This window comes from Flavisolibacter ginsengiterrae DSM 18136, from assembly GCF_059568575.1.
In genome coordinates, this window is the sequence record NZ_JCANTR010000006.1 from 212,961 (window position 1) to 224,708 (window position 11,748).

General features: G+C 40.8%; 14 protein-coding genes. 7 read left to right on the forward strand and 7 right to left on the reverse strand.

The features are described from left to right. Positions 1 to 102: 102 nt before the first annotated feature. Together BP74_RS08835 and BP74_RS08840 are read left to right on the forward strand one after the other, a co-directional pair. Positions 103 to 1,197, forward strand: coding sequence for an AI-2E family transporter (locus BP74_RS08835; protein WP_496373177.1), 1,095 nt, complete (start codon positions 103 to 105; stop codon positions 1,195 to 1,197). Between the two features lie 259 nt (positions 1,198 to 1,456). Beyond that, positions 1,457 to 2,656 carry a DEAD/DEAH box helicase gene (locus BP74_RS08840; RefSeq protein WP_496373179.1) on the forward strand — a complete coding sequence of 400 codons (1,200 nt, stop codon included), beginning with the start codon at positions 1,457 to 1,459 and terminating at the stop codon, positions 2,654 to 2,656. Positions 2,657 to 2,714: 58 nt separating this feature from the next. Here the strand turns inward: BP74_RS08840 and BP74_RS08845 are convergent, their stop codons facing one another. After that, entirely contained in the window at positions 2,715 to 3,092 is a 378-nt protein-coding gene (locus BP74_RS08845) for a SnoaL-like domain-containing protein (RefSeq protein WP_496373181.1), read from the reverse strand. A gap of 200 nt (positions 3,093 to 3,292) precedes the next feature. On the opposite strand from BP74_RS08845, the gene BP74_RS08850 reads away from it, so the two are divergent. After that, positions 3,293 to 4,078 (forward strand): Rieske (2Fe-2S) protein, encoded by a 786-nt coding sequence (locus tag BP74_RS08850; protein WP_496373183.1) that lies wholly within the window; start codon positions 3,293 to 3,295, stop codon positions 4,076 to 4,078. Between the two features lie 31 nt (positions 4,079 to 4,109). On the opposite strand, the gene BP74_RS08855 is transcribed toward BP74_RS08850, so the two are convergent. Continuing rightward, a complete protein-coding gene (locus BP74_RS08855; RefSeq protein ID WP_496373185.1) occupies positions 4,110 to 4,691 on the reverse strand; it encodes a WG repeat-containing protein in 582 nt (193 codons plus the stop codon). A 198-nt stretch (positions 4,692 to 4,889) separates the two neighbouring features. Here BP74_RS08855 and BP74_RS08860 point away from each other — a divergent pair, with 198 nt between their 5' ends. Further along, entirely contained in the window at positions 4,890 to 5,231 is a 342-nt protein-coding gene (locus BP74_RS08860; RefSeq protein ID WP_496373187.1) for a hypothetical protein, read from the forward strand. 67 nt (positions 5,232 to 5,298) lie between these two features. On the opposite strand, the gene BP74_RS08865 is transcribed toward BP74_RS08860, so the two are convergent. The 3 genes from BP74_RS08865 to BP74_RS08875 form a co-directional block, all read right to left on the reverse strand. Further along, on the reverse strand, positions 5,299 to 5,877 hold the full coding sequence (locus tag BP74_RS08865; RefSeq protein ID WP_496373189.1) for an NUDIX domain-containing protein: 579 nt from the start codon (positions 5,875 to 5,877) through the stop codon (positions 5,299 to 5,301). Between the two features lie 64 nt (positions 5,878 to 5,941). Further along, positions 5,942 to 7,006 carry an NADH:flavin oxidoreductase/NADH oxidase gene (locus BP74_RS08870; protein ID WP_496373191.1) on the reverse strand — a complete coding sequence of 355 codons (1,065 nt, stop codon included), beginning with the start codon at positions 7,004 to 7,006 and terminating at the stop codon, positions 5,942 to 5,944. Positions 7,007 to 7,163: 157 nt separating this feature from the next. Next, complete coding sequence (locus BP74_RS08875) at positions 7,164 to 7,328, reverse strand: hypothetical protein (protein ID WP_496373193.1); 165 nt, start codon at positions 7,326 to 7,328, stop codon at positions 7,164 to 7,166. Between the two features lie 184 nt (positions 7,329 to 7,512). Here BP74_RS08875 and BP74_RS08880 point away from each other — a divergent pair, with 184 nt between their 5' ends. Further along, positions 7,513 to 8,436, forward strand: coding sequence for a DUF3078 domain-containing protein (locus BP74_RS08880; protein WP_496373195.1), 924 nt, complete (start codon positions 7,513 to 7,515; stop codon positions 8,434 to 8,436). A 38-nt stretch (positions 8,437 to 8,474) separates the two neighbouring features. Here the strand turns inward: BP74_RS08880 and BP74_RS08885 are convergent, their stop codons facing one another. After that, positions 8,475 to 8,948 (reverse strand): hypothetical protein, encoded by a 474-nt coding sequence (locus BP74_RS08885; protein WP_496373197.1) that lies wholly within the window; start codon positions 8,946 to 8,948, stop codon positions 8,475 to 8,477. A 130-nt stretch (positions 8,949 to 9,078) separates the two neighbouring features. Here BP74_RS08885 and BP74_RS08890 point away from each other — a divergent pair, with 130 nt between their 5' ends. Together BP74_RS08890 and BP74_RS08895 are read left to right on the forward strand one after the other, a co-directional pair. Further along, the gene (locus BP74_RS08890; protein WP_496373199.1) at positions 9,079 to 10,125 is read left to right on the forward strand and encodes an NAD(P)-dependent alcohol dehydrogenase; all 1,047 of its coding nucleotides are present in this window, start codon (positions 9,079 to 9,081) and stop codon (positions 10,123 to 10,125) included. A gap of 5 nt (positions 10,126 to 10,130) precedes the next feature. Next, positions 10,131 to 11,102, forward strand: coding sequence for an aldo/keto reductase (locus BP74_RS08895; protein WP_496373201.1), 972 nt, complete (start codon positions 10,131 to 10,133; stop codon positions 11,100 to 11,102). Positions 11,103 to 11,442: 340 nt separating this feature from the next. On the opposite strand, the gene BP74_RS08900 is transcribed toward BP74_RS08895, so the two are convergent. Next, on the reverse strand, positions 11,443 to 11,748 hold a 306-nt coding region (locus tag BP74_RS08900; RefSeq protein ID WP_496373203.1), incomplete at its 5' end, for a hypothetical protein.

Sequence of the window (11,748 nt, forward strand, 5' to 3'; positions counted from 1 at the left end):
ACCATTTGTTGAGGTTGGTCTATTTCTCAAAATGGGTATCATCAGGACCATGTTAAATCATATTTACCCTGCTGTACTATTTTTATATAACAAATCATCTGCATGACACAATTGCCCCTGACTGTAAGAAGAGCTATAGAATTAATGGGTCTTTATTTCCTGGGAATGATTATCCTGGTGGGCAGGGATGTAATTACGCCAATTGTTATGGCCTTTTTCCTGGCCATTATGATTCTACCCATTTACCGTTTCCTGAAAAGGAAAAAATTACCGGAATCTTTGGCAATCTTTTTCTCCCTTTTCTTTTTAATTATTATTGTTGGGCTTCTGATATGGTTTTTTTCTTCCCAGGTAAGTAATCTTATTTCCGATTTCCCTCAACTCAAGAAAAATGTCCAGCTTCATCTCACCTCTTTAAGTTCATGGATTAATGCCAAAACTCACCTATCCACTGAAAAACAGGTGCAGATCATTAATGAGCAAAATGATAAATTACTCAATTATGCAGCAGGATTATTAAGTGGGGCGGCATCTTCTGTCACAGGACTTGTTATTTTCCTGGGGCTTTTGCCTATTTACATTTTCCTCTTACTTTATTATAAAAGCAACCTTATCCGCTTTACTTATCTATGGTTTCCAAAAGCAAGCCATCCTAAAGTTGAAGAGGTGATCCGGGAATCGGAAGCTATTATTAAAAGTTATCTTATTGGATTACTGATCCAGGTGAGCTATGTCACCATTACCCTGGGAGGCATCCTGCTTTTGATTGGAATAAAACATGCCATTCTCATAGGTATAATCTTCGCCATACTTAACCTGATCCCTTACATTGGAGCATTATTTGGAAATATCATTGGAGTTTTGCTAACGCTTTCTTCCTCCCAGGAAATATGGCCAATATTCGCAGTCCTGGGAACAATTGCCTTTGTGCAGTTTATAGATAATAATATCCTCATGCCCCGGATTGTGGGCTCTAAGGTGAAGATCAATGCTTTGATCACTGTGATTGGGGTCATTGTTGGGGGAGCATTAGCCGGAATAGCCGGAATGTTTTTATCACTACCGGTTATTGCCGTTTTAAAAATTATTTTCGACCGAACTACAAACTTTAAGCAATGGGGAGTTTTATTGGGGGATGAACGCTCAAAGTCTCCTGCGATTTTGAAAAGAGCTTCTAAAAATGTAAATAAATCCTAAACCTGCACAATCAAAAAGCTAATAATTGTCCATGTAGTGTTATTTAAACATCTATATCATGCTCATACTCATTCCTCAATTATAAAGTAAGCTCCTCATTTACCATAGTTTTTACAAACTAAAGACTATCTTTACTATGCACTCGAATTAAAGACTTGATAAATTTCTCCCCTATTCCGTAGAAGCTCATCTGGTCCTAATGATGAGAAATAAGCTCTACAGAGCTTAATTTTTTAAATTAAAAGAATCAATTTATTTCATGTTATTTGAACAACTAGGTCTTATAGAGCCTATTTTAAAGGCTCTTAAGAAAGAAGGTTATACTACACCCACACCCATACAAGAACAATCCATTCCCGTAGTATTGAAAGGGAAAGATATATTAGGTCTGGCGCAAACAGGCACTGGTAAAACGGCTGCTTTTGCTATTCCCATGCTTCAATTGCTTCACCAGGAACTCCGAAACACAAAAGGTTACAGGCATACAAGAGGTCTTATTTTGACTCCTACAAGGGAATTAGCCATCCAGATCAGTGAAAGCTTTGAATCCTATGGTCGTTTCACGGGTATAACCCATGAAGTGATCTACGGTGGTGTTTCTCAGCACACCCAGACCCTTGCCTTACGCAATGGAACAGATATTTTGATCGCTACACCTGGAAGGTTATTAGACCTGATGAACCAGGGATATGTTCACCTGGACCATTTACAGATGTTTGTATTGGACGAAGCAGACAGGATGTTAGACATGGGCTTTATCCACGATGTTAAAAGGGTTATACGTGAATTGCCAAAACAAAAACAGACCTTATTGTTTTCAGCTACCATGCCTCCTGCAATTGCAGACCTGGCAGGCTCCTTATTACAGCAACCTGTTCGTGTTGAAGTAACGCCTGTTTCATCCACTGTAGAAAAGATCGATCAATACGTTTATTTCATAGAAAAGAACCAGAAATTAACATTGTTGGTTCATCTATTGACAGAAAAGAATATCAAACGTACATTGGTATTTACACGTACCAAGCATGGTGCTGACCGCATCGCCAAAGACTTGAAAAAAGCAGGTATTGGCGCTGATGCCATTCATGGCAACAAATCACAGTCGGCAAGGCAAAATGCCCTGACCAATTTCAAAAGAGGCAAACTGAAAGTGCTTGTAGCTACGGATATTGCTGCCCGTGGCATTGATGTGGACGCCCTTGAACATGTAATTAATTATGATCTTCCTGATGTACCTGAAACCTACGTACACCGCATAGGACGTACCGGAAGGGCTGGAGCTGATGGCATGGCATTTTCTTTTTGCGATGGCAGGGAAGAAATGAGCAACCTCCGTGGAATCAATAAACTGATAGGTTTAAAAATTCCCGCAGTTGAACATCCTTTTGAATCTAAAGGAAAGGAAGTAGCGACTCCCAATACATCCGCTTCAGGATTTAAAAGAAGGGCAAGAGCCTGATATTTATAGAATTGAAAAATAAAAAAAGCGATAGTGACCCTATCGCTTTTTTATTTTCTTAATAAAAGAATTGTTCACTGATAATCTTACCGTCTTTTACTCCATACACAGCGATTTCGTCCATCTTGGTGCGACCTGCGCCTTTCATGGTCACATCCATACCCATGGCTACGCTGAAATAATTGCCGCCTACTACTGGCTTGCTACAGTAACCTCCATGCATTTCTTCTACCATCTGGTTGAACGATTCACCTTTCATTTTAATAGCGTCCAATCCTTTTACAGTTTTTAATCCCTGCGAATGTTCGGGTTCTATACTTTCCGCATCTTCAGCAAAAAACTCCTGCTGTATTTCATTCCATTTGCCTTGCTGTGTCATCTCATAAAAACGATCTGCAATTTCCTGAGTTGTCATTGTTGCTTCTTTGGTTGTCATGGTAATAAAGTTTTGATGAAAAGGACATACAAGGTAGATACAATTGTCTACCGCACCATATTATTATGATAAATGGAAAGTATATTTTCCAACATGTTGTTGTTCAAAAAACTGGCTCCCGAAGAAATCTTTAATATGAGTTTCAATCTGTCCCAGTGGCTGAGGTAAGCTTTTTGATTGTGTAAAGAAAACTAACAAGAATGAAAAGTAAAGCACACCTGGCTTCACATCCACTTCATCCCATTCTGGTATCGTTTCCAATAGCCTTTTTTATAGGTGCATTTGTTTTTGATCTTTTTGGGATCATCACTAACAGGCCACCACTTTCATTAGTGGCCTATTACCTTGATATTGCAGGCATCATTGGCGCACTGGCAGCCGCTGTTCCCGGAGCTATTGATTATTTTATGACCATTCCTCCAAAAAGCTCTGCTAAAAAAAGAGGAAGCCAGCATGCCATCATCAACCTCATTAATGTTGGACTCTTCACCTATGCATGGTTTTACAGGAGGGATGCTTCTGCAAATCCTTATATCATTCTTGGAATAGAAGCGATAGGAGTCATATTATTGTCCATTGCAGGATGGATGGGTGGCACTCTTGTACACCGTAACCAGATAGGTATTGATCACCGTTATGCCAATGCCGCAAAATGGCAACAGGAATATATCAATACAAATGAAAAAAGAATCAAAGTGGCGAAAGATGGTGAGATAAAGATCAATGCCATGAAGCTCATGCATATCAACGGCCAAAGAATTGTAATTGGCAATACTGAAAAAGGTCATGTAGCATTCAGTGACCACTGCACCCACCGGGGTGCATCCTTAGCTGATGGCACCATGATTTGCGGTACGGTTCAATGTCCCTGGCATGGTTCACAATTCGATACTTATAATGGGGAGGTTAAGGCCGGCCCGGCAAAAGGAAAGATAGATATTTACACTATCGAGGAAGAGAAAGGAAATATCTATCTTCTTTTATAGCGCAGGCTCAGCTTGCCTTTTATTTATAAGCCTACTCTGTAGGAGATTCCTTGCCATTTTTATCGACCAATAACCACTTCCCATTCCTTTTGGTCTTGGCATAACCTTCATTGAATGAAACAGCATAGCTGTATTTCAATGGAATGATTTCTTTTCCATTCGTATCTATAAATCCCCACATACCATTTTTATTTACAACAGCAAGGCCTTCGGAAAAACTGGACGCATTGTCAAAAATCATTGGAATCACCATTTTACCGGAAGGATTTACAAAACCATATTTATCATTCTTTACTACCAGGCCCAGGCCATTGGTGAAAGTATATGCCTCACTGTATTGTAATGGTATAGCTACTTTACCGGTACTATCCAGGAAACCCCATTTCCCATCCTTCATTACTGCCGCCATGCCTTCATTAAAATGCATCACTTCCTGGTAAATGACCGGAACCACCAGGTTACCTTCTTTGTCTACAAAGCCATGCTTACCATCTTTTTCGACTATACAAAGGCCACAAAACCAGTCATCTACATAATCGTATTGTTTAGCCCACTGCTGTGACCAACCCGGGGTGCACAGCAGCATAAAGCTTAAAATGGTCAAATATTTCATAACTGCTGTTTTAAAATTGAAGAATAATTTCTACTCAAAAGGTAGAGATGATATTTCCCAATTTGTATGATATCAGGCACAGAAAAATATGATTGTGGTTGGCATCACATCATATAAAAACTTCCTAACTGCTGAGTTTCAACTGGCACCTTTTTAGATGTATGTGGTTCCTAAGCATAACAGATAAAACATACAACTATGAAAAAGATCCTGGCAATAATTGCCGTATTCGCGTTTATTGGTATTAGTTCACCTGCCTATTCGCAAAGCACCGCCAGCAAGGTTGGACATTCCATTAAGAAGGGAGCTAAAAAAGCAGGTCATGGCATTAAGAAAGGTGCAAAAGCAGTGGGTAATGAAACGGCAGAACTGGCCACAAAAGGAAAGGCCAAGGTTACAGACAAGGAATCAGATGAATGGGTAGGTCCGGAAGGACAGAAGATCTATGTAGATGATGGCACAAAATATTACTGGATCAATGAAAAAGGTGGAAGAGTGTTCGTTACCAGGGACCAGTTGAAACCTAAGGTAAAAGAATAACGATCTTACAACCAGTCATAAAAGGTAAATCACCATTCGGTGGTTTACCTTTTTTATTGACAGGCATTTACTGTATCATTCCCATTTGATGCATCCATTGGATGAGAAGTACAGTTTTAGCATCCTTTATTTTTCCGGTACTTGCCATCTCGAAAACATGCTCAATTGGCAATTCAATGACCTCAATATCTTCGCCTTCCTCTTTTAATCCACCTCCTTCTTCCACTTTCTGATCCTTGTTATATTCAGCAATAAAAAGAATCAATAGTTCTTTTAAAGATCCCGGAGATGAATACACTTCAAATATTTTTCTGAGAGAGGACACTTCATACCCCATTTCCTCCCTGATCTCTCTTTTCATGGTTTCTTCGGGCTCCTCTCCCTTCTCCACCAGACCGGCACAGGCTTCCAGTAACATGCCATCGCCCTCATTCAACCAGGCAGGCAAACGAAATTGCCGGGTAAGCAAAACCGTACCTTTGTCTTTATTGTAGAGTAAGGCAGCTACAGCATTTCCATGATCATACACTTCACGCTCCTGGCTCTGGACACCTCCATCTTTCCCTGTCCGCTCAAATTTTATCTTTTGTAATTCATGTTTCCATTTGGATAATGTCTCTTTACTTTTTATTGTAACATTTTCCATACAACTGCTTTTGAAACATTGTACAATTATTATGCTCTAACAATTGATAACCGTATTCTGAACATTATTTTTTAGCCCTCAGGTATTGGTCTGGCCAAGGGACATCCACCCCAAGTTCTTTGGCGGCATGCAAAGGGAAAAACGGATCCCTGAGCATTTGTCTTGCCAGGAAAACTACATCGGCCTTTCCTTCAGCTATAATTTGTTCGCATTCGTTTGGAGTGGTTATCAGCCCTACTGCACCTGAAAGCAAACCCGTTTCCTTTTTTATTCTTTCCGCAAACGGTACCTGGTACATGGGTTTTAATTCAATCCGAACACCACTGATATTACCACCGGTGGAACAATCGACCAGGTCAACACCTTTTGCCTGGAGCAACTTTGCAAGCCTGACTGAATCATCCCCATCCCACCCGCCGGGGGTCCATTCTGTTGCTGAAATACGAATAAACAAAGGATACTCAGGTGGCCACACGGAGCGAATGGCTTCGATAATTTCGATTAAAAAACGGGTGCGGTTCTCAAAGGATCCACCATATATATCAGTTCGGATATTACTGGCGGGTGATAAAAACTCATGAATCAAATATCCATGTGCTCCATGGATCTCTATAATTTTAAAACCTGCCTTCAATGCCCTTTCGGCTGCCAACCTAAATTGCTCTATGCATTCCCTGATCTCCTCTATTGTCATTTCATCTGGCAGCGGTTCACCATCCTTAAAAGGCAATGGACTGGGAGCAAGGGTCGTCCATGCGCCTTCCCCTATGGATAGTGCTTCACCACCCATCCAGGGCGCATGGTGACTGGCCTTACGACCGGCATGAGCCAACTGGATGCCGGCTACAGCATTTTGTGAATGAATAAAATCTGCAACTCTTTTTAATCCTTCTGTATGTTCATCTTTCCAGATCCCCAGGTCACCTGGGGAGATCCGTCCACCAGGTGACACTGCTGTGGCTTCGGTTATGACTGCAGCAGCTCCACCTACCGCCCGAGCACCTAAATGAACCAGGTGCCAGTCATTAATAAATCCATCAGTAGATGAATATTGACACATGGGTGAAACAATGATCCTGTTCTTTAACGTGACAGAGCGGATAGATAGGGGTTCAAACAATAATGACATACCAACAATTTAAAGAACCTAACGTTCCAATTATTGAACCAGGCAAAAAATTATTTACGAGGTCTTATAAATTGATAGCTTTTTATTGGGTTTGCAGAAATGCGGGAATGAGGCATAAAACTGAAAGAATGGGAGAATTCAATAAGGCGAATAAACCTCAAGGCCACTCAGAAGGAATTTCAACAATCCTTCCCTTTGCTATAATTTCTTCAATTTGCTTCTGCAGCAATACTTCCTTTTTATTTGCAGGTGGTCGCTTCTCAAGTGTAAGATCTACAAGGTTTTGAATAGTAATGAGGCTGTCTTCTATATTGTTATTCATTTAATTCTAATATACTAAAAATGGCAGAGGTTTCAAATTAATTGATTTCTATAACTAATAAAACAAGCACCTGCTTCATTTATAATATTTGGTACAGGCACATATTTAAAAAACAATTGGAAACTACAACACTTATCAAAAAAGTACTTTACATTATCCGTTATTGTTTAAGTAAATTTAATACATGAAAAAGCTACTAACTGCTTTAATCCTGTTAGCTTTCTTCATGGTCAAAGCACAGGATCAAACCGTAAAAGATCTCAGTAAAGACGCAACAAAATCAATTAAGAAGCCGGAAGACACCTTGCAAAAAGTATGGAGAAAAGGAGGCTTGTACAGTTTCAATATTTCACAAGGATCTCTTACTAATTGGGCAGCAGGCGGCGACAAGTTCTCTCTGGCTGTTAGCTCTATACTTAATCTTTATTCATTTTATAAAAAAGATAAGCATAGCTGGGATAATACGCTTGACTTTAACCTGGGTTATGTAAATACCACGAGCCTGGGTAGCCGCAAAAATGATGACAGGATCGACCTACTCTCTATCTATGGACGCTCAGTAGCACCTAAATGGAATGTATCAGCATTGGCCAATTTCAGGTCGCAGCTTTTTAAGGGATATACTTACAAAAATGATGTCCAAACCTTATCTTCTGCATTTTTATCACCGGGCTATTTGCTGGCCAGTATAGGTATGGATTACAAGCCAGGTGATCATTTTTCACTTTTTATGTCACCTGCAGCAGCCAGGTGGGTATTTGTAAAAGACGACTCACTTTCTGCGAAAGGCCTTTACGGTGTAGAACCTGGCAAACATTCCCGGTCTGAATTCGGCGCTTTTGTTTCTGCCAATTACCTGAACGAGTTCAATAAAACTGTAAGTTATAAAGGGCGGCTCGACCTGTTTTCCAATTACAGGCACAACCCGGAAAAAATAGATGTCTATATGACCAATGTGCTTTTATTAAAATTGTCGAAGCTGTTATCTGCAAGCTGGAATGTTGATCTTATTTATGATGATGATGTGCGTTTGTTTGGCAATGATGGAAAATCTGCTGCAGTACAGTTAAAATCCCTTGTAGGAATAGGTCTGCAGGCGAAGTTTTAATTTGGGTAAACTATCTGAATATTTTACGAAGCACCTATCTATTGCAGGTCTTCCAGAGCTCTTATATAATCATATTGAAGGTCTTCGTGCATGGTATCTATGGCTGCCTTGATTTTTTTTACCTGTACATCAAATAGCTTGTCCAACACATTGCTTTTACGGAAAGGGATCTTTAGCTCTCTGAGTTTTAGACAAAAATGGATCAGCAATTCAGCTTCTGCCTGTTTGCTGCCGGTGTAACGGATATGCTTATTCACCATTCTTAATATCTTCCTGATCGTTTTTTTAGCAAAATATGCACTGGTTGTATTCACCTCCATGAAATTCTCGTCCACTTCCTCTTTTACATTTTTTAAATAGGTCTCCAGGTCATCTGCTTCAAATAAAAGATAGGTTAGCAATTCCTTATTCTCTTTTTTAAAGCGGGCAAGGCGGAGGCAGAGATCCATAAGCTTTGCGCCGGACAACTCCTTTAATTCCTGTTTGATCTCATTACTTGTTGCAGCCTTCATATTTATACTATCTACCCTGCGAATCTAAAGCATCAAAATTTTAGTAGGCCAATACTAATGGCAACCTCAGCCATTCGTTGAATGCTACACGGCTTACTTTTGCTGTTCTAATTATTAAATCAACAGCAAGATGACAGCAACGAAAGGATATGCAGCACAAGACAATACAGCTCCTCTTGGCCCATTTGAATTCACAAGGCGGGAACCAGGACTTCATGATGTACAGATAGAAATATTGTATTGCGGGGTATGCCACTCCGATATTCACCAGGTACGCAACGAATGGGGTGGTACCATTTATCCTATTGTCCCGGGACATGAGATAGTAGGAAGGGTAACAAAGGTCGGTGCACATGTTTCTAAATTCAAGGAAGGTGACCTGGCTGGGGTAGGTTGCCTGGTTGATTCTTGCCGGGAATGCTCCAATTGTGAAAAAGGATTAGAACAATATTGCGTAAATGGTTCTGTAGCCACTTATAACAGTTATGAAAAGGACGGCAAAACAGTGACCTATGGTGGCTATTCCAATCGCATTGTTGTAACCGAAGATTTTGTTTTAAAGGTTTCTGATAAATTGAACCTGGAAGCAGTTGCACCACTGCTCTGCGCAGGTATTACCACCTATTCCCCATTACGTTTCTGGAAAGTGGGAAAGGGTCATAAAGTTGGCATTTTAGGATTGGGTGGTCTGGGTCATATGGCGGTAAAGTTTGCCGTATCATTTGGAGCAGAAGTGACCATGCTTAGTCATTCACCTTCTAAGGAAGCAGATGCCAAAAGATTAGGAGCTCACCGTTTTGCTTTAACCAAAGATCCTGAACAGCTAAAAGACCTTAAAAATTATTTCGACTTTATCATTGATACAGTATCGGCTCCGCATGATTATAATATCTACCTCAATATGCTCAATACCAATGGAACTATGATTTGCGTAGGAGCCCCACCCGCCCCGGCACAAGTTCCTGCTTTTAACCTGATTGGTAACAGGCGCAGCATAGGTGGTTCCCTGATCGGAGGATTGCCCGAAACCCAGGAAATGTTGGATTATTGTGCTGCGCACGATATAGTTTCAGATGTGGAAGTGATCAATATCAATTACATCAATGAAGCTTACGAACGCATGATGAAAGGTGATGTGCGTTACAGGTTCGTAATTGACATGGCTACGCTTAAATAATTACAATGATCAAAAGAAAATTGGCTACCGGGATAGAAGTAGCACCCCTGGCTTTTGGTGGAAATGTTTTTGGTTGGACCATTGATGAAGAAAAATCCTTTGAATTGCTGGATGCATTTGTGGATGCAGGATTTAATCTAATCGATACCGCCGATGTCTATTCTCACTGGAAGCCAGGAAATAAAGGAGGAGAATCTGAGACCATTATTGGCAAATGGTTCAAGCAACGGCGCAACAGGGACAAGGTGATCATTGCAACAAAGGTGGGTGGTGCCGTGGCCGGAGGTAAAAAATCCCTCACGCGCCAACACATCCTCCAGGCGGTGGAAGATTCATTGCAAAGATTACAGACTGATTACATAGATCTTTACCAGAGCCACTGGGATGACCTGGACACACCCGTAGCGGAAACCATGGAAACCTATGCGGAACTGGTAAAGCAAGGCAAGGTCAGGGCTATTGGTGCATCCAACCTAAGTGCCGAAAGATTGATCGAATCTATTAGATATAGTGAAACACATGGCCTGCCCCGCTATGAGACACTGCAACCTGAATACAATCTTTATAAACGCCGGAAGTATGAGCAGGAATATGAACCTATATGCCTTGAAAAAGGGCTGGGTGTCATTAACTACTACGCTCTTGCCAGTGGCTTTTTAACTGGCAAGTACCGCAACCCTGGAGATGTGGATAAAAGTGCCAGGGGCGGCGGGGTGGTAAAATCTTACCTGAACGATCGTGGACTGCGCATACTTAATGCGCTGGATGAAGTTGCTAAAGACTATAACACCACGCCAGCCAGTATTGCTATTGCCTGGCTACTTGCCAGGCCTTCCATTACTGCACCTATAGCCAGCGCCACCAGCATTGAACAACTGGATGACCTGCTGGAAGCAGCTCAATTAAATCTTGACCAACAAGCGATAGGATTTTTGAATAAGGCAAGTGAAGGAGAGGAAGTCGAAGTTAAAAGGTAAAATCAAAAAGATAAAAACTTGAGGCAAAAGGTCGGTTATACTATACTGTTAGTCATAACACATTCTATTCAGTATAATATAATTCTATCTATAGAATAAAAACATTGCTCCAATGCAGTCCAAAGATCCTTCCTCCGTCAGGATGACAAGGCTGGGCGTTTATATATTGCGGTTAGGTTGTTACTTTGAAAAGTATAGTAAAAGTAGTTTTAAGCAATAGCTTGCCTACAAATGTGCTCTGCAACCTAAGCCAATTGTTTGACCTTATGTATGATTGCAAATAATAGTTCTGCCCAGACCTAAAGAACTACAAACTACACACTACAAACTACAAACTTCTTTAAACAGCATGCTTAAGGAGAAACAGCGGAATCATATAATCCGGTGGAAAGTCTCCTTCAAACCTTACCTTCCAGTCATAATCATTCATGTATAGCTCCATGAACTCCCTGTCTTCATCACTGAGCGGTGCCTGAACTTTAATATCCAGCTTATTCTTTAGCTTCTTTACCTTTTCGGGCTTTGGCTCTTTCAGCCTTTGATCCAGTTCCACTTCAAAGGAAGAGAGCAAAAGGGTAAACTGCTCCCGGGTAAGGGAGATACGCTTTTGCTCTTCCAGGAAATGGTACAGGGCAGTAAATACATC

Excerpts from the sequence above, each read along its gene's own strand:
- BP74_RS08835 (WP_496373177.1), top strand. The coding sequence starts at position 103 with ATGACACAATTGCCCCTGACTGTAAGAAGAGCTATAGAATTAATGGGT.
- BP74_RS08840 (WP_496373179.1), top strand. The coding sequence starts at position 1,457 with ATGTTATTTGAACAACTAGGTCTTATAGAGCCTATTTTAAAGGCTCTT.
- BP74_RS08845 (WP_496373181.1), bottom strand. The coding sequence starts at position 3,092 with ATGACAACCAAAGAAGCAACAATGACAACTCAGGAAATTGCAGATCGT.
- BP74_RS08850 (WP_496373183.1), top strand. The coding sequence starts at position 3,293 with ATGAAAAGTAAAGCACACCTGGCTTCACATCCACTTCATCCCATTCTG.
- BP74_RS08855 (WP_496373185.1), bottom strand. The coding sequence starts at position 4,691 with ATGAAATATTTGACCATTTTAAGCTTTATGCTGCTGTGCACCCCGGGT.
- BP74_RS08860 (WP_496373187.1), top strand. The coding sequence starts at position 4,890 with ATGAAAAAGATCCTGGCAATAATTGCCGTATTCGCGTTTATTGGTATT.
- BP74_RS08865 (WP_496373189.1), bottom strand. The coding sequence starts at position 5,877 with ATGGAAAATGTTACAATAAAAAGTAAAGAGACATTATCCAAATGGAAA.
- BP74_RS08870 (WP_496373191.1), bottom strand. The coding sequence starts at position 7,006 with ATGTCATTATTGTTTGAACCCCTATCTATCCGCTCTGTCACGTTAAAG.
- BP74_RS08875 (WP_496373193.1), bottom strand. The coding sequence starts at position 7,328 with ATGAATAACAATATAGAAGACAGCCTCATTACTATTCAAAACCTTGTA.
- BP74_RS08880 (WP_496373195.1), top strand. The coding sequence starts at position 7,513 with ATGAAAAAGCTACTAACTGCTTTAATCCTGTTAGCTTTCTTCATGGTC.
- BP74_RS08885 (WP_496373197.1), bottom strand. The coding sequence starts at position 8,948 with ATGAAGGCTGCAACAAGTAATGAGATCAAACAGGAATTAAAGGAGTTG.
- BP74_RS08890 (WP_496373199.1), top strand. The coding sequence starts at position 9,079 with ATGACAGCAACGAAAGGATATGCAGCACAAGACAATACAGCTCCTCTT.
- BP74_RS08895 (WP_496373201.1), top strand. The coding sequence starts at position 10,131 with ATGATCAAAAGAAAATTGGCTACCGGGATAGAAGTAGCACCCCTGGCT.